Raw genomic sequence first — 18,654 nt, forward strand, 5'->3', positions numbered from 1 at the left:
AATCCCTCCAAATTTATACTACTATATATTTACTCAAAAATAAGGACAGCATAAATATAACAATATGCCATCCCCATTCCGCTAACTATGGTACAAATATATTAATTAAATCTGTGTTTCAAGATATTTAATTGTTCTGCACATCTGTGTTGTATATGAATTCTCGTTATCATACCATGCCGATACTTCAACCAATGTCTTACCGTCAGGCATTGGACTGCATAATGTTAATGTAGCGTCAAATAATGAACCGAAACGCATTCCTATTATGTCGCTTGATACAATATGCTCTTCAGTATATCCGAAAGATTCGTTTGTTGCAGCCTTCATTGCCGCATTAACCTGCTCTTCGGTAACAACACCGTCAACTACCGCATAAAGCATTGTAATTGAACCTGTAGGTGTAGGAACTCTGAGGGCCGCACCGGTAAGTTTGCCGTTCAGTTCAGGAATAACAAGTCCGATTGCCTTAGCCGCACCTGATGATGACGGAACAATATTGATTCCCGCAGCTCTTGATCTTCTGAGATTGCCCTTTCTCTGTGAGCTGTCAAGAAGCATCTGATCACCAGTATATGCATGAACTGTCTTCATGATGCCGGATTCGATAGGTACTAAGTCGTTAAGAGCTTTAGCCATCGGTGCAAGACAGTTTGTTGTACATGATGCGGCAGAAATAATCTGATCGTCTTTTGTTAATGTAGTATGATTTGTATTGTAAACAATCGTCTTAAGATCATTACCTGCAGGTGCTGAAATAACTACCTTCTTTGCGCCGGCTTCAATATGAGCCATTGATTTCTCTTTCGATGTATAGAAACCTGTACACTCAAGAACGCAATCCACATCCAATTCTTTCCAAGGGAGGTCCTTTGCGTCTCTCTCTCCGTAAATCTTAACAGTCTTACCCTTAACCGTAATTGTGCCTGCTTCGTCGTCTGCCGTAATTAAATCTTCCTCTCCGAAGTTAACGATTCTTCCCTGTGTTGAATCGTACTTTAAAAGATATGCCAATACAGAAGGCTTGGATAAATCGTTAACCGCAACAATTTCAAAATCCTTCTCTTCAAACATCTGTCTAAAAGCTAATCTTCCAATGCGCCCAAAACCATTGATAGCAACCTTTACTGACATTATTTCCCTCCTAAAAACTTACCGTTATAAATCAAAACATTTACATTGTATCTAAACAATAATGGATTGGCAAGTTTTTTGCCATCTTTTTTTTTGACATTTTTACGGTTAATGCATTAATACATAGGCAATCCCGCAATATTCTTTCATAAATTATCTTTTATTGTGTTATTATATACGGAGTTGTTTTTTGTTACAAACAAATGTATTCGGTTTTATATACATAATCGTCATCAATTTTCAATAACGCTCCCATCATGTGGTTTTCGATTTTTGAAAACCATTTTGAAATCATGCGGCAAACCTATTGTTTCTTGACTTTATTATGTTTTTATATATACTTTTCTTACCGCATAAGAAGCGTTTAAGTGATAATTTATTGAGAAATTATATTGAATAAATGTGAGGTTTTTAATGAATAAATTATATGATTTACATTTGCACAGTAAATTTTCTTCGGATTCCGAATCGAATCCGGAAGAAATTGTATTAAATGCCGCAGATATGGGATTGTCGGGAATATGCTTTACCGATCACAATGATTTTAATTATTTTTCACCCGACGGTAAATCCGTATTCGATTTGGATCAGGAATCATACTATGAATATTTATCCGATTTAAAAGAAAAAAACAAAGATAAGCTTGATATTCTTATAGGAATCGAACAGGGACTTACTCCCGGCGCCGCGGATCTTATTGAGAATTTCGATAAAGAGAATAAATATGATTTTATAATCGGTTCGACTCACGTAGTTGACGGAGTCGATCCGTACTACATAGACTTTTGGTCCGAAAGAGAACCGAAAGAGCGCATAAGAAGATATTTTGAGAACGTGTATGATTCCGTTTGCAACATTTCCAATTTTGACGTGTACGGACACTTGGACTATATTGTAAGATATGTTCCCGGTAATCATACAAGAGGTCAGATAGGAATAATGCTTCCGTATGATCTGATTCGTGAAATATTAAAGACACTTATCGAAAAAGGAAAAGGTATAGAAATAAATACCGCCGGCGCATGGAAAAGTAATGTCGGTGATTATAATCCAAATACATCCGTATTGAAAATGTATAAGGATCTCGGAGGCGAAATAATTACCGTAGGAGCCGATTCTCATAAAGCCGGCGATGTGGGAAGACTTGTAAAAGAAGCTAACGGACTCCTTATTGAAACCGGATTTAAATACAGCACCGTTTTCAGAAACAGAAAACCTGAATTTATTACTCTTGAGTCTTAATATTTTCACAATATACATATATAAAAAGCTGCACACTCCGAAATACCGGCGCGTGCAGCTTTTTATTTAAATAAATTACGGTGCTGAAATAAATCAGCCTCTTGGCAATAATTCTGCAATCATATTGATATACCAATCAAGGTTTTCTCTCTTAATGTCAGAAAGCTGGAATTTTGTTCCGTCCTTAAGCATAAGGTATGATGATTCACCTGAAGCTAAATCTTTGATGAACTTATCATATCCCTCTGCTCCTTCTTTTACTTCAGCAAATTCAATCCAGTCAATAGAGCGATATCTTTCTCCGTCCGTAACTCTGACTTCAACATAAATTCTGCCTGATGGGAGAACACTGAATAATCCCATAATAGGCGAACCCTGAGTCGTTGAAATCTTAACGTTAGGATATTGACTTACTATTGTAAGGTTAGGAACTTTTCCGTCGTTACCCTTAACATATGTGGTATTGAGAAGCTTCATAAGTGAGCATAAACAAAGAATCTCAAATGTATTGTACATCTCATCTTTAAACTGCTTAACGATATTGAAGGCTTCGTTCTCCTCCCAGCCGTTAGCTATGTAAAAATTAATAATATCCTGTGTTTCGTTATCAACACCTCTCACATTCATTGACATTGTCATAATCTCCTTCTCTAAAATGTAATTGAAATTATATCAAATTTTTGTAATTAATTACAGTACAAATCATAATATCCGTAATAAATTTATTCATCCAATATATACGGTGTTACCTGATATACGTAGTAATTAATCCAATTTGTATAAAGGGCATTTGCGTGTGATCTCCACTGCATTCTCGGACGTTTTGCAGGATTATTGTCAGGATAATAGTGTACCGGAATATTCGGCTTTAATCTGGCATATAAATCTCTTTTATATTCACTGTCAAGGGCAAATCTGTCATATTCCGGATGCCCCATAACAAACACGTTTTTGCCGTTTTCAGCCGTGACAAGATATAATCCGGCCTCTCTTGAATCGGCCAAAACCTTAAATACAGGATTGGACAGAACATCTTCCCTGCACACCTCGGTATATCTTGAGTGAGGAGCATAGAACACATCGTCGAATCCTCTTACGAGAGGGTCCTTTCTGTGTATTACATGATGAAGATATACACCCGATAACTTTTCTTTCTTCATACGCTTTCTTACGCCGTAATGATAATACATACCGGCTTGAGCCGCCCAACATATATGAAGCGTACTTGTAACATGATCCTTTGACCAATCCATTACTTCCGTTATTTCGTCCCAATAGTTGACTTCTTCAAAGTCAAGCTTTTCTATGGGAGCTCCCGTGATAATCATCCCGTCAAAGTTTTTATGCTTAATTTCGTCGAATGAAATATAGAACTTTTCAAGATGAGATGCTTTAGTGTGTTTTGAAGCATGTGACTTCATTTTTAAAAAGCTTACATTTAACTGAAGCGGCGTGTTGGATAACGATCTTAGAAGATCAAGTTCTGTTGCTTCCTTTAACGGCATAAGATTGACTATAACAATTTTCAGAGGACGAATCTCCTGGGATAATGCCCTGCTTTCATCCATTACGAAAATGTTTTCCGATTCTAATTGCTGTTTTGCGGGAAGGTCGCTCTGTATTTTGATTGGCACAGCATCACCTCCTAACATATGTTTTGCATTAAGTAATCATCTTAGTTACATATGGTTAATTGGCATAATAATACAATACATCGCTTATTTTTACAAGGTCACGCACATATCAGTCTTTATTCTCGCACTTGTTGTAACAGGCTTCCGTTGCTTTAAACAGCGCCTTTCTGAACCCGTGTTCTTCCAGTTGTTCCACGGCTCTTATGGTAGTACCTCCCGGAGAACATACTCTGTCCTTTAACACGCCGGGATGTTCTCCGGATTCAAGAACCATTTTTGCTGAGCCCAGTACCGTTTGAGCAACAAATTTATATGCATCATCTCTCGACATACCGTATTTTACAACGCTGTCCGCAAGAGCTTCTATAAACAAAAACACATAAGCCGGTGAAGATCCGCTTGCGCATACTACCGAACTCATAAGCTTTTCAGACACTTTTACGGCTCTTCCGAAAGAATTAAAAAATTCTTCCAAAAACTCTTTTTCTTTTTCATCAAATAATCCGTCATCATAACAGTATCCGGTCATACCTTCACCCACAAGGGCAGGTGTATTCGGCATCAGTCTGACTATACGAACTTTTTTCCCAAACATACCGATAAGGGTATCAACTGATATGTTAGGAGCAAGCGAAATAATTATTTTAGATTCATCGATATACTCTCTGATTTCATTTACCACATTTTCATATACCTGCGGCTTAATGGAAAAAATAATATATTTACTCGATTTTACACAATCCGCATTTGACGCAAAATGACGTACACCTGTCTTTTCCGCTATTCCGCCGGCTTTTTCAAAAGACCTGTCCGTAATTCCTATTTTCTCCGGGGCAACAGATAAAAGCGCTCCCTTTAACATGGCATATCCCATATTGCCTGTGCCGATAAATCCTATATTATCCATAAATTTCCCTCTGTTATTACAACAAATAAAACAATACAAATCTGTGATAATGTTACATATAATAACTCAATTCAAAAAAGCGAGAGCCTCATCTTTGAGACATTTATCTCTGATGAATATTCACCCGCTTCCTTTTATTAACATTCTTAAATTATATTTTTCGAATCAATCAATACTTTAATCTTATTTTAAGAGCTTGTTTACGCTTGCCAACTTAACCGCAACCGTAAATAATTCCGCAGCTTCTTCCAACTCTTCCACTGTAGGATATGTAGGCGCAATTCTTAAGTTTGAATCATCCGGATCATTTCCGTAAGGAAATGTCGCTCCCACGGAAGTAAGAGTAACACCGCCTTCTTTACACAAATCATAAATATCCGTGGCGCAATTAAGAGTTGAATCAAAAGATATAAAATATCCGCCTTTCGGTTTTGTCCATGTACCTACACCCAGGTCTCCGAGTTCCCTTTCAAAAACGGATAAAACCTTTTCAAATTTCGGTCTGATAAATTCAGCATGCTTTTTCATGTGGTTCTTTACGCCGTCCATGTCCTTAAAGAACTTCACATGACGAAGCTGATTAATCTTATCATGTCCTATGGTTTGAAAATGTAAATGACTTTTGACATCGGCAATATTGGCTTTACTTGCAGCCATTCCCGCTATTCCGGAGCCCGGGAAACTGATTTTTGATGTTGAAACAAATTCAAATACTATGTCTTCGTTACCGTTCTTTTCACACTCTTCAATAATATCGATAAGATTATCCCCTTCATCGTAAAGATCATGAACACAGTACGCATTATCGTAAAAAAGTCTGAAATCGGGAGCGGCAGGTTTTAAAGCCGCAAGCCTTTTCACTGTTTCATCGGAATAAGTAATTCCCGTCGGATTGGAATATTTAGGAACACACCACATTCCCTTGATTGTCGGATCGTTTGCAACGAGTTTCTCCACCATATCCATATCCGGACCGTCTGCCGTCATCGGGATATTTATCATTTCCATACCGAAATGCTCTGTAATCATAAAATGTCTGTCATATCCCGGTACGGGACATAAAAACTTTACTTTGTCCGACTTTGACCATGGAGCATGTCCCAGATAGCCGTGAGTATATGCTCTTGAAATCTGATCAAACATAATATTCAAACTTGAATTGCCGAACACAAGCATATGTTCCTTATCCGTTCCGATCATTTCGGCGAGAAGCTCTCTTGCTCCGTCTATACCCTCAAGACATCCGTAATTGGAGCAATCCACCCCGTTTTCATCTACAAGATCTGATTCGGACGTAACAGTGTCCAGCAGCGGATATGATACTTTTAACTGTATGGGCGACGGTTTACCTCTTGACATATTAAGCTTGAGATTTTTTCCCTTTATTTCATTAAATTTGTGCATAAGCTCTTTCTGAATTGATACCAACTCTTCCCTGCTCATATCTGTATAATGCACAGAACAATCCTCCTTCAAATGTATATTTATACTTATTTTTAAGCTCTTACCTGTTACAATGTATACATATTCAACTTATCTGACTGACTTAAGTATATATAATTAAATATTACACTCTTGTTAAGTAAAAATCAATATAATGTTTATTTTATTAATTATTTCAGCTGTAAAAAATAATATATTAAATAGATGTGGAATCATTTTTATATATAAAACATATGATTCATAAATATAAGATAAGTAAAACTAAACAATAAAATACTTTAAAAACTTTTTATATTACAAAAGCCCTTATTGTCGCAACTGCGACAATAAGGGCTTAAAAGAGATAACTTAATCTCTGTGTAATTAAATTATATAAAATCTTATTGCAGCTTAATTACTTGGCGTACTCAACAACTCGAGATTCTCTTATAACACTTACTCTTATCTGGCCCGGATAAGCTAATTCCGTTTCAATTTGATCGGCAATGTCCTTAGCCAACAACTCCATATGCGCATCGTCAATCTTTTCAGGAGAAACCATAACTCTGATTTCCCTTCCGGCCTGAACGGCATATGATTCAACAACTTCTTCATGAGAATTGGAAATCTCTTCCAACCTCTTAAGTCTGTTAATGTATACATCTATATCTTCACGTCTTGCCCCCGGTCTTGCCGCTGATATCATGTCTGCGCATTCCACAAGCAATGATATCATATTGTCAGGCTCAACATCTCCGTGATGAGATTCAATGGCATTAATAACAACCGGTGATTCCTTATACTTTCTGCATATTTCAGCACCGAGCTGCACATGCGTGCCCTCCATCTCAAAATCCAGAGCCTTACCTATGTCATGCAATAATCCGGCCTTTCTTGCCAATGCCACGTCTTCTCCGACTTCGGCGGCAAGAAGCCCCGACAGAATAGATACTTCAACGGAATGCTTAAGCGCATTTTGCCCAAAACTGTATCTGTATTGCAATCTTCCGATAAGTTTGACGATTGCCGGATGAACACCGTGAACACCGAGATCCATAAGTGTTGTCTCACCGATGGTTTTAATCTTGTCATCGAGTTCTTTTGTCGATTTTTCAAGCATTTCCTCAATACGTGTCGGATGTATTCTTCCGTCGACAATAAGCTTTTCAAGAGTAATTCTCGCAATTTCCCTTCTTATCGGATTAAAACAAGACAGAACAACAGCTTCCGGTGTATCGTCTACTATAAGTTCAACGCCTGTCATTTTCTCGAATGTACGAATATTGCGACCTTCACGGCCTATAATACGCCCCTTCATTTCTTCATTAGGAAGTTCCACAACAGATATCATAGCTTCCGACACATGATCAATATCGCATCGTGAGATAGCGTTGACTATAATGTCTTTGACTTTCTTTTCCGCGTCATCAGCGGCATTTTTTTGTATTGCCTTTACTAATTTTGCGGCATCTTCCGTTGCGTCTTTTTCCGCTTTTTCAAGAATATAAGTTCTTGCCTCTTCTTTGGTCAGACCACCTATGTTCTCAAGTTCTTTTTCCTGTTGAATCTTGATATTTTCGGCTTCGGCGTATAATTCGTCTATTTCCTTTTTCCTGTTTTCAACCGATTGCTCTTCAACCTTTAAAACATCGTATCTTTTATCTAAAGTTTCTTCTTTGGCAATTATTCGTTTCTCATACTGAGCAACTTCGCTGCGGCGTTCTCTGTATTCGCTTTCAAGCTCATTTTTTAACTGCAGCGCGCTCTCTTTAGCTTCAATCTCTGCTTCTTTTCTGAAATTTTCGGCTTCTTTTCTAGCTGAATCCATAATTTCTTCAGCTTTGTCTTTTGCATTGCCGATGGTAGCATTATTAGACTTCTCTATTGATTTGGAGGTAATCAGCCAAGTAATGAATGCAACAATTACTGCCGTAATAGCAACTGACAAAATAACTGCTAACATCATATTCCTCCCGTATTAAAATGTAATATAATCATAGTACATCCATAATATACTACCACTTAAGTATATTATATGCAAACGACAAATGAAGCCGATGTCAATAATCAGGCTCTTCATCAAAGAAATCCGAAATACAGTTATTAATCACGTCAAACGAAAAACCTTTTCTGTATAAAAACTGCTTTGCTTTTTGTACGGAAGAAAAATCATTCTCACTTCCGTTGTATTTTTTCGATAGTAATTTCATACAGAGATTGTATTCATGATTACTGTCCGCAAGACATTCGTTTTCAATGAGTCTGTCTGCCAATTCCTCATTTATTCCCTTTACTGATAATTCTCTTTTAATAATACTCACCGGTTTGGTTTGAGAATAATATGATATATAACTTTCGGCAAATTTTTCATCATTAAGAAGCCTTTCCTTTATCAACTTTTTCGTTACTGCATCCGATATTAACTCGGGATAGCCGTCTTTGGATAATTTTTGCTTCATTTCATATACGCTTACGGACTTTCTGATAATTGTATTGAGAGCTCTTTTATAACATCTCGGTTCCAATATATCTTTATATATATGTTCCATTAATTCTTCGGTTATCTCTTTGTCTACAGATATATCAAATTCGGATATTTCGGAATCAAAAAGCGTAAAAGAGTCTTCATAATTAATGTAAACAACGGAAGAGCGGGATTTCCCGCTCTTCTTTTTTATATCTGTAACTATGTAATTCATAATATTTTAAAATGAAATATATGACGGATATTCATATATTATTCACTGTCGGAATCGTCTTCGACTTCACCCTCGTTTTCAGAATTATTTACGGCATATTTAAACCCGGAATTAGGATCGGACTGTATCTTTTCTATAACCTTGTTTGATATTTCTTCAAATATGTCCGGATTATCTTTTAAGTACTTCTTTACGTTTTCGCGTCCCTGTCCTATCTTCTCTCCGTTATATGCAAACCAGGCTCCGCTCTTCTGTATAATATCCTTCTCCGTGGCAAGATCAAGCACGTCGCCTTCTCTTGATATTCCCGTTCCGAACATAATGTCAAACGCAACTTCTTTAAAAGGAGGCGCAACCTTGTTTTTTACAATTTTAACAACAACGTGATTGCCGACAACTTCTCCGCCCTGTTTGAGTATTTCTTTCTTTCTTATATCCATTCTTACGGATGAATAAAACTTAAGTGCTCTTCCTCCGGCTGTCGTCTCAGGATTTCCGAATACAACTCCGACTTTCTCTCTGAGCTGATTGATAAATACCACGGCGCATTTGCTCTTACTTACAACAGGAGTAAGTTTTCTCAACGCCTGTGACATAAGTCTGGCCTGAACAGCCATATGGGCATCTCCCATTTCACCGTCAATCTCCTGTTTAGGTACAAGCGCCGCAACGGAATCTATAACAAGAATGTCAATGGCTCCGGATCTGACCATTGTTTCGGCGATTTCCAATGCCTGCTCGCCGCTATCCGGCTGAGAAACATAAAGATTATCGATGTCTACTCCTATATTTCGGGCATATACGGGATCTAATGCGTGTTCCGCATCTATAAAAGCTGCAATACCCCCGCCTTTTTGCGCTTCGGCTATCATGTGGAGCGCAAGCGTGGTCTTACCGCTTGATTCCGGTCCGTAAACTTCTATAATTCTTCCTCTCGGTATTCCTCCCACTCCGAGAGCTATGTCAAGGCTTAAACATCCTGTTGAAATTGTACTTATATCAAGCCCGCTGTAATTGCCGAGGCACATAATGGAACCCTTGCCGTAATCCTTTTCAATCTGTGAAATAGCGGCTTCAATGGCTTTTAACTTCTCTTCTCTTTTAGTTTCGTTATCCATATTATCTCCTAAAATTCTGTATTGTGTATGTGTAAACGAAGTATGCCGATATATAAAATCATCTTATAATATCCGATCTTTAATTATGATGATAACATATAAATCGTTATCATAAAGTTTTTGTTCTGCTCATGATATAACAAAACACCTGTTTTGTCAAACAGGTGTTTTGTTTATTACTTTATGTCTTTTAGTACGTTTCTATTCTTGATTAGATAATCAATCAGCGATATTACGGTTAAAACCAACGCAATATACACTAATATTTGTGTTATCAGATAAATCGGGAACCACGAAAAATCAAATATCAGCAGTATTGTGGCAGCCATCTGAAATACGGTTTTTATCTTGCCCCAAAAGCTTGCGGCAATAACCGTCCCGTTGTCTGCAGCAACCAGTCTGAATCCGCTTATAATAAATTCTCTTCCGATAATTACAATAACTATCCATGCCTCTATTCTTCCGAGGGCCACAAGCGCAATAAGCGCCGAATCCACAAGAAGCTTATCCGCAAGCGGATCCATAAACTTGCCGAAATTAGTTATCATATTATATTTTCTTGCGATATATCCGTCTAACATATCCGTTGCGCTTGCCGCAATAAATATAACCGCCGCAACAATATTGGCCCAATACCCGAACTGTCCCAGTAAAAATATTAAAAATACCGGAACCAATATTATTCTGAATATTGTTAATTTGTTAGGTAAATTCATATAATCTCCGTTTAGTCAACCTGTACTGTTTTTGCAATCAGGTCATATTCCGAATAATCGGTAATAACCACATCCAAAAATGTACCTGACATAAGTTCTCTCGAATCATTTTCATTTAATGTTACAAATACATTTCCGTCAACGTTAGGAGCATCTCTGTATGATCTTGCAACATACACATCGTCTTCGGGCAGGTATCCGTCTATAATGACTTTCATTCTCTGACCGACAAAACTCTTGTTTATCTTTTTTGATACTTCCTGCTGTAATGCCATAAGTACATCTCTTCTCTGTTCTTTGACTTCCTGAGGAACTTTTTGTGAGAACTTGGCCGCCGGCGTACCTTCTTCTTCCGAATATGTAAATATTCCCAATCGGTCTATATATTGTTCCGTAACAAACTCTTTTAATACGGCGAAGTCATATTCGGTTTCTCCGGGGAACCCTGTAATAAGAGTTGTTCTTATACAAATATCCGGCATGGCATTTCTTAATTTTTTAATGACCTTATGCACCTTACTTTCAGTCATATTTCTTCCCATCATGTGAAGAATACTGTCAGATACATGCTGAACAGGCATATCAATATAGCGGCATACCTTAGGCTCGGTTCTCATAACGTCTATCAGTTCATTGTCAATTTCTTCCGGATAGCAATACAGAAGTCTTATCCATTCTATTCCGTCAATCTTGGCAAGCTTTGATATTAATTCAGCAAGTCTCTTCTTGCCTTTTCCTCGTCCTTTATGGAGATCGACTCCGTACATGGTAACTTCCTGACCTACAAGTATAAGTTCTTTAACACCTGCCTCAGCCAAATCCTCGGCCTGTTTAATGAGATATTCCATCGGGTAACTTCTGTAGTTGCCTCGCACTTTCGGTATGATGCAATATGTACAATGCTTGTCGCATCCTTCGGATATTTTTAAATATTCATAGTATCCTCCGGTTGAACTTACTCTCTTCTCTTCTATCATCGGAAGTCTGTCGATGTCGTCAAACACTTTAGTCTCCTGACCTTTAAGCGCCGAATCGATGGCTTCCGCTATTTTATCCGTTGACGTAGTCCCTATAATAGCGTCTATCTCGGGAATCTCCTGCAATATTTCGTCTTTGTATCTTGTGGCAAGGCAACCTGCGACTATCAGCGCCTTACAGTTGTCTTCTTTATATTTGGCATATTCGAGAATAGTTTCGATACTCTCTTCCTTTGCATCGCCGATAAAGCAACAGGTGTTAATAACTATAACGTCTGCCTGAGTTTCATCGTCTGTTATCGTATGACCGTCCCTAAGCAGTAATGCAAGCATTTGCTCACTGTCAACCAAATTTTTGTCACACCCAAGTGACACAAATAATATTTTCATCAGTCCCTCTTTACTTGGATAAATCTCTTATTTCAGCTTCAACTTTTTCAAGCATTTCCCTGTACTTGGCAAGCTTTGCTTTCTCTTCGTTAACCTTAGCTTCAGGTGCTTTTGAAATAAACTTATCGTTACTCAGCATCCCTTCGCATCTTTTAATTTCTCCCTTGAGCTTATCCACCTCTTTACCGAGTCTTTCCAATTCTTCTTTAATGTCAACGAGCTCCGCAAGAGGTATGTATATTCCTGCTCCCTCAATAACGGCAGAGCATGAATCCGCCGGAACATTGTCCTTTGAATTTGTTAAATATACTTCTCCCGCCTTTGATAATGAAGCAAAGAAGTCCTTTCCGTTGTTAAACGCAGTCACAACATCGTCATTATCCGAAACAATATATACGGGAACCTGTTTTGAAGGCTTAACATCCTTTTCCGCACGAATGTTTCTGATTGCTTTTACGGCTTCTTTAATAATTTCTATATCATGTTCTTCCTTTGCATATACATTATTTTCCGTATATGAAGGCCATTTTGAAATAACGATTGTTTCTTCGGCATTTTGAATGTTACAGAATATTTCTTCCGTAATAAACGGCATAAACGGATGAAGTAATTTTAAAATATCCGTCATAACCTTCTTTAACGTCCATACGGCTGCAGCCCTTGTTTCATTTTCTTTATCGTAAAGACGGGGCTTCACCATTTCCACATACCAATCGCAGAATTCATCCCATGCAAATGAAACTATATTGTCATATGCAATTCCCAGATTAAATTTTTCAAGATTGTTGGTAGTATCCTTAACCAGCTTATTGGCTCTTGAAATAATCCATTTATCGGCATCGGTAAGGTTTTCCGGTTTCTCCGAATGTGCATCTGCAGCACCGTCTTCATCGTTCATCATGATAAATCTCGATGCATTCCAGATTTTATTGGCAAAGTTTCTTGCAGCTTCCACCTTCCCGTCATAGAATCTCATGTCATTGCCCGGCGTTGTGTTTGAAATAAGAGAACCTCTGAGCGCATCTGCTCCGTATTTTTCAACAACATCCAGCGGATCGATACCGTTTCCGAGAGATTTACTCATTTTTCGTCCCTGAGCATCTCTTACAAGTCCGTGGAACAGCACATCCTTAAAAGGTCTCTCACCCATATGCTCGTATCCGGAGAATATCATTCTGATAACCCAGAAGAAAATAATATCATATCCCGTTACAAGCACATCCGTAGGATAAAAATATTCCAATTCCTTTGTTTTTTCAGGCCATCCGAGAGTCGAGAAAGGCCACAGTGCAGACGAGAACCAGGTATCGAGAGTATCTTCGTCCTGAGTCACTTTTCCGCCGCATTTAGGGCATTTGCAAAGTTTTTCTTCAGATACGGTTATTTCCCCGCAATCCTCACAATAAAACGCCGGAATCTGATGTCCCCACCATAACTGTCTTGAGATACACCAGTCCTTTATGTTGTCTGTCCAATGATAAAATGTCTTATCCATGTTAGACGGAATAAGTCTGATATCTCCGTTCTTTATTGCATTTGCTGCCGGTTTTATAAGATCTTCCATCTTAACAAACCATTGTTTTTTAACCATAGGCTCAATGGTTGTTCCGCATCTGTCATGAGTACCTACACTGTGGTTATGACTTTCGATTTTAACCATAAGTCCGAGAGATTCCAGGTCTTTTATGATTTCTTTTCTGGCCTCATATCTGTCCATGCCCGCATATTTGCCGCATTTATCATTCATTGTGGCATCATCGTTCATAATATTTATCTGCGGAAGATTATGTCTTTCTCCCACGGCAAAGTCATTAGGGTCATGCGCCGGAGTAATCTTAACAACACCGGTACCGAATTCCATATCAACATACTCATCCTCAATAACAGGTATAAGTCTGTCTGTCAAAGGTAATTTAACAAACTTCCCCACCAAATCTTTATATCTGTCATCTTTCGGATTAACCGCAATTGCCGTATCACCAAGCATAGTCTCGGGTCTTGTGGTTGCAATTTCAACCAATCTGTCCGTACCGTCGATAGGGTAATTAATATGATAAAACTTACCTTCACGATCCACATGCTCCACTTCGGCATCGGAGATCGAAGTTTTGCAAACAGGACACCAGTTAACAATCTTGGAACCTCTGTAAATAAGCCCCTTATTGTACATATTTACAAATGCTTTTCTAACCGCTGCCGAGCAGCCTTCATCCATTGTAAATCTCTCTCTGTCCCAATCGCAGGATGCGCCTATTTGCTTAAGCTGATGAGTAATGGTTCCGCCGTATTCTTCTTTCCATTTCCAGGTTCTCTCTAAGAAGGCTTCTCTTCCTATTTCTTTTTTGTCTATGCCCTCTGCTCTTAACGCATCCGTAACTTTAACTTCCGTTGAAATACTTGCATGGTCGGTTCCCGGAATCCAAAGAGCTTCATATCCCTGCATTCTCTTGAATCTTATCAGTATGTCCTGCATTGTATTGTCAAGAGCATGTCCCATATGTAATCTGCCCGTAACGTTAGGCGGCGGCATAACTATCGTAAACGGTTTTTTATCATTGTTAACGCTTGCATGAAAATACTTATTATCAAGCCATTTTTTATATAATCTGCCCTCTATATCCGGCGAGTATGTTTTATCCAAAATGTATTACCTCTCTGTTATATTTAAGTAAAAATTACAAATTGTTTTAATTATAAAATAATGAGATAAAAAAATCAAAAACACAGGGATTGTATATAACCCCTGTGCAGTAAATTATGCAGTTAAGAAATCTGCGATTGCATTTAAAGCATCATCCGCATCATTTCCTTCAACTTTTATGTTCACTTCCATGCCGTCTTTAAGGCCTAAAGCCATCACGCCGAGAAGTGATTTGGCATTGATACTCTTATTTCCGCTTTCAATATTTATATGTGAATCATACTTGCATGCCGTCTGAACAAGCTGTGATATGGGATTCTTATATTCTCCCATTCCTGAAACTAAAACTGTCTTATCCATAATCCCTCCAAAAATTCTGAACATTATAATTAAAACCGACTTACATTACCAAAGGAATAACTTACAATGTTCAAAACTTTATTATTGTTTTTAACAATTACATACCCATAAATGTCAATATAACTTTAATATATACAAGAGATTTTGAATAATGTCAAATACGTTACATTGTAATACATCCGTTTTTATAACTGTATTCATATACATGGTCGGAAAGAATATCTTCTCTTTCAAGGTCCGTTTCATTAACTTCGCGAACCATCCTGCTTAGTTCTTCAGAAGTTATGTTATCTGCTTTCGGTATAATAAGGACCTCATGAACGGAAGACGGAATTATGTATAAATCAGACTCTATCTCACTGCTGACTTTCTTCAGAAGATCTTTATATAATATGCACGCCGCTCCGTTAAAATTCGCTTCATTGGTCAATACATATATTTGTTTATCATCATCCGAAGGTATTGTTTCACCGTGTTCTCTGAGAAGGGTTGCAAGGGGCTTTATTGAATATCTGAGAATGGACGCCGTATTATTTAATGCCTGTTTCTCCAATTCCTCATCCGTAATTCCCCACTTTCTGATATATGAATTGTTAATTGTGACGGTTGCCTTTTTACCCATAAATTCGTCAAAGACAACATAATATACTATTGCCAGATCCAAAAACCTTTTAAACGGAATATCTCTTAGATACTTTTTGTTACTGTTGTAATTTATTATTTTAAACGCTATCCTGTTTCTGATATTTTCAAATTTTTCAAATAACAGCGGATCAAAATGAATTGCATCCCTATGGGTGTAATACTCATGAAGAATCTGATTCATAATGTCATCCATACTGCAGCCGCCGCAATATTTGTCATAATAATAATTCAGATATATGGAAGGAGATACCTTGTAGTCCTTTTCTCTTATTATAAGTCCGTCCAATTCCGTATCATTATTCTTTACAACACGGTTGATTATAACTTCTCCCTCATCACCTGCCGCCTTAAGCGCACGAGTCCTTACTGTTTCGATAAAATCCCTGTAATTCATATTAATACTCCTTTGAAAAATGAAAAAATAAGCTGAACAGCTAAAATGAAAAATAAAACTTAAGATAAATTGAAATTAACAAATGTTCGCTTTTATGTCAATTAGGGATTTAATTTACTTTTCAATCACATCGTATTGTACAAATAATCTCTCAATCATATTCAGCATTTAACAATAATATACAATCAATAAAGTGTACTTCATATTATAGATTATATCTGCGCTTAAGGTATTTCCGAATTTATCGAAAAAACACCCCCGGTATCAGAAGGTTGTAACAGATTAATCATTAATTATCCAAATCTGTTGTAATCCTCCGATTGAATACCGAGGGTATCTTTTTTTCGGCCTGCGAGCCGTATTTAAAGTTAATTATTCCTTTTCCGCAAGCTTTTCAAGCGCTTTTGTAATAACTTTATAATTCTTCTTTGCCGACAAAATACTCATTTTTTCATTATAAGTATGCACATCAAGTATTTCCGGACCGATTGACACACAGTCCAGGCTGTGTCTCTTTGCCGTCAATATTCCGCATTCCAAACCTGCATGTATTGATTTAACAAGCGGTTTTGTACCGGTTATTTCTTCATATGAGTCCACGATAATATCTCTTATTTCAGATTCTTCCCTGTACTCCCAAGCCTGATAATCATTGTATAAATATGTCTTTAAATGATGTTTCTTTGCAATCTTTTTCATATCGGCAACAAGATTTTTCTTCTTTTCATCGGAATTACTTCTTACCAGGTATGAAGCGGAGGCTGAAGTTTCATTTACACGCATAATACCTAAGTTAAGAGAAGTCTCCGGAAGGTTCTCCAATTGTTCTGAAATGCTTATAACGCCGTTAGGCAACTCACATATGCAATGAATAAATCTTGCCGTAGCCTGCACCGTATATGCTCTCTTTACATGAACTCCGCCGTAGTTGAACGATATTTGCATATCCGGATCCGTTTCTTCATATTGTAAGATATATTTATCGGCTATTGATAACAGCTTTTCTTTTAAAGAGTCAACTCCTCCCAGAGAATCCTTTATGCTTTCAGGTATGATTAAACTTGTATTTCCGTCAGTGGCAATTGCATTATCCTGCTCTCCGGAATGAATACTTATAATATGCGGTTTAAAATCGGCATCTATAATGTCATTTATTATTTTCGCTGTAATAATTGCGGCATTCGCTCTGCCCTTGTCAATTTCCATTCCGGAATGACCGCCCGTCAAACCGCTCACGGTAAAAGAAATTATATCTCCTTTAACATGTTCCATTTCACTTTCTGCCGCTGCTTTAACATCTATACCTCCGGCACAGCTTACATATACAATGCCGTCTTCTTCGGAATCCATGTTAATAAGTCTTTTACCCCTTAACAGCGACATGTCAAGATCTTTTGCTCCAAGCATCCCTGTTTCTTCATCCACCGTAAAAAGAGCCTCTATCGGAGGATGTGAAAGTTTATCATTATCAAGGATACTAAGCATATAACTGACTGCTATTCCGTCATCGGCTCCAAGGCTTGTACCCTTGGCTTTAATCCAGTCTCCGTCAACGGACAAAGTCACTCCGTCAACCTCCGGATTCGTATCCGAGTCCTTCGTCTTTACTACAACCATATCCATATGTCCCTGCAGTATTACAGGAGCATTTGATTTTGAGTCCGCGCTTTTATCCTTATATATAACAATATTTCCAATCTCATCACATGCATAATTAAGATTTTTTCTTTCCGCAAAGTTAATGAGATACTTCTGTATTTGTTCCGTATTACCCGAACCTCTCGGAATACTGCTTATCTCCTTAAAGAATCTGAAATAGCTTTCTCCCTTTAAATACTCTGTCTCCAACATGTCTACCCTCCGTAAAATTACAATGTTATTATAATCAATATACTTTTGATTAATAATTTGAAAAAATGAGTCATTTGGACTTTACTTAATTAATTCTGTAACAGTATTATACAATAACTCAATTATTATACAGGATAAATTTTTATAAAATAATTTATCCTGTGCGGTTATGTCATAACGCTCCGGTAATAAAATACAATAAATATTAATTAACTATTGACACCTGGCGATTCATTATAATAGAATTACAAAGTATGTTTAACGAATAAAAGATTATTACAATAAGTAATATGGGAGGAATTAAAAGTGGCAAATATTAAGTCATCAAAGAAGAGAATTTTAACTAATAACGCAAGAGCTGAAAGAAATAAAGCTTTCAAGAGCGAAGTTAAGACAGCTGTTAAAAAGGTGCTCGCTGCTGTTGAAGCTAACGATAAGGAAACAGCAAACGCTGCATTAGTTCATGCTACAAGCCTCATTCAGAAAGGTGCTTCTAAGCATATCTTCCACAAAAATACGGCTGC

At 37.5% G+C, this 18,654-nt stretch carries 16 protein-coding genes; 2 read left to right on the top strand and 14 right to left on the bottom strand.

The annotated features are described in order from the left end of the window. Positions 1–105: 105 nt before the first annotated feature. Positions 106–1,134: a type I glyceraldehyde-3-phosphate dehydrogenase gene (gene gap / locus ACYQ1N_RS07075; protein WP_459834333.1), complete on the bottom strand. Its 1,029-nt coding sequence runs from the start codon at positions 1,132–1,134 to the stop codon at positions 106–108. Positions 1,135–1,548: 414 nt separating this feature from the next. On the opposite strand from gap, the gene ACYQ1N_RS07080 reads away from it, so the two are divergent. Beyond that, the gene (locus ACYQ1N_RS07080) at positions 1,549–2,376 is read left to right on the top strand and encodes a histidinol-phosphatase HisJ family protein (RefSeq protein WP_459834335.1); all 828 of its coding nucleotides are present in this window, start codon (positions 1,549–1,551) and stop codon (positions 2,374–2,376) included. A 93-nt stretch (positions 2,377–2,469) separates the two neighbouring features. On the opposite strand, the gene ACYQ1N_RS07085 is transcribed toward ACYQ1N_RS07080, so the two are convergent. The 13 genes from ACYQ1N_RS07085 to pepD all read right to left on the bottom strand — a co-directional run bounded on the left by ACYQ1N_RS07085 (position 2,470) and on the right by pepD (position 18,130). After that, a complete protein-coding gene (locus tag ACYQ1N_RS07085; RefSeq protein WP_459834337.1) occupies positions 2,470–3,009 on the bottom strand; it encodes a hypothetical protein in 540 nt (179 codons plus the stop codon). Between the two features lie 89 nt (positions 3,010–3,098). Continuing rightward, the gene (gene metA, locus ACYQ1N_RS07090; protein ID WP_459834338.1) at positions 3,099–4,010 is read right to left on the bottom strand and encodes a homoserine O-acetyltransferase MetA; all 912 of its coding nucleotides are present in this window, start codon (positions 4,008–4,010) and stop codon (positions 3,099–3,101) included. Between the two features lie 109 nt (positions 4,011–4,119). Further along, the gene (gene proC / locus ACYQ1N_RS07095; protein WP_459834340.1) at positions 4,120–4,917 is read right to left on the bottom strand and encodes a pyrroline-5-carboxylate reductase; all 798 of its coding nucleotides are present in this window, start codon (positions 4,915–4,917) and stop codon (positions 4,120–4,122) included. A 183-nt stretch (positions 4,918–5,100) separates the two neighbouring features. Beyond that, positions 5,101–6,360 (bottom strand): aspartate aminotransferase type Ic, encoded by a 1,260-nt coding sequence (locus ACYQ1N_RS07100; protein ID WP_459834364.1) that lies wholly within the window; start codon positions 6,358–6,360, stop codon positions 5,101–5,103. Between the two features lie 394 nt (positions 6,361–6,754). After that, positions 6,755–8,302 (bottom strand): ribonuclease Y, encoded by a 1,548-nt coding sequence (rny, locus tag ACYQ1N_RS07105; RefSeq protein WP_459834342.1) that lies wholly within the window; start codon positions 8,300–8,302, stop codon positions 6,755–6,757. A gap of 97 nt (positions 8,303–8,399) precedes the next feature. Beyond that, positions 8,400–9,038, bottom strand: coding sequence for a regulatory protein RecX (locus tag ACYQ1N_RS07110; protein WP_459834344.1), 639 nt, complete (start codon positions 9,036–9,038; stop codon positions 8,400–8,402). A 38-nt stretch (positions 9,039–9,076) separates the two neighbouring features. Beyond that, positions 9,077–10,156, bottom strand: coding sequence for a recombinase RecA (recA, locus tag ACYQ1N_RS07115; protein ID WP_459834346.1), 1,080 nt, complete (start codon positions 10,154–10,156; stop codon positions 9,077–9,079). Between the two features lie 176 nt (positions 10,157–10,332). Continuing rightward, positions 10,333–10,872: a CDP-diacylglycerol--glycerol-3-phosphate 3-phosphatidyltransferase gene (pgsA, locus tag ACYQ1N_RS07120; RefSeq protein WP_459834348.1), complete on the bottom strand. Its 540-nt coding sequence runs from the start codon at positions 10,870–10,872 to the stop codon at positions 10,333–10,335. A gap of 11 nt (positions 10,873–10,883) precedes the next feature. After that, a complete protein-coding gene (rimO, locus tag ACYQ1N_RS07125) occupies positions 10,884–12,239 on the bottom strand; it encodes a 30S ribosomal protein S12 methylthiotransferase RimO (RefSeq protein WP_459834350.1) in 1,356 nt (451 codons plus the stop codon). A gap of 10 nt (positions 12,240–12,249) precedes the next feature. Then, entirely contained in the window at positions 12,250–14,880 is a 2,631-nt protein-coding gene (locus tag ACYQ1N_RS07130) for a valine--tRNA ligase (RefSeq protein ID WP_459834352.1), read from the bottom strand. A gap of 114 nt (positions 14,881–14,994) precedes the next feature. Next, a complete protein-coding gene (locus tag ACYQ1N_RS07135; RefSeq protein ID WP_459834354.1) occupies positions 14,995–15,240 on the bottom strand; it encodes an HPr family phosphocarrier protein in 246 nt (81 codons plus the stop codon). Between the two features lie 163 nt (positions 15,241–15,403). After that, positions 15,404–16,279, bottom strand: coding sequence for a DUF5688 family protein (locus tag ACYQ1N_RS07140; RefSeq protein WP_459834356.1), 876 nt, complete (start codon positions 16,277–16,279; stop codon positions 15,404–15,406). A 372-nt stretch (positions 16,280–16,651) separates the two neighbouring features. Next, a complete protein-coding gene (gene pepD / locus ACYQ1N_RS07145; RefSeq protein ID WP_459834358.1) occupies positions 16,652–18,130 on the bottom strand; it encodes a beta-Ala-His dipeptidase in 1,479 nt (492 codons plus the stop codon). Between the two features lie 306 nt (positions 18,131–18,436). Here pepD and rpsT point away from each other — a divergent pair. After that, on the top strand, positions 18,437–18,654 hold a 218-nt coding region (gene rpsT, locus ACYQ1N_RS07150), incomplete at its 3' end, for a 30S ribosomal protein S20 (protein WP_459834360.1).

The organism is Howardella ureilytica (genome assembly GCF_054657495.1).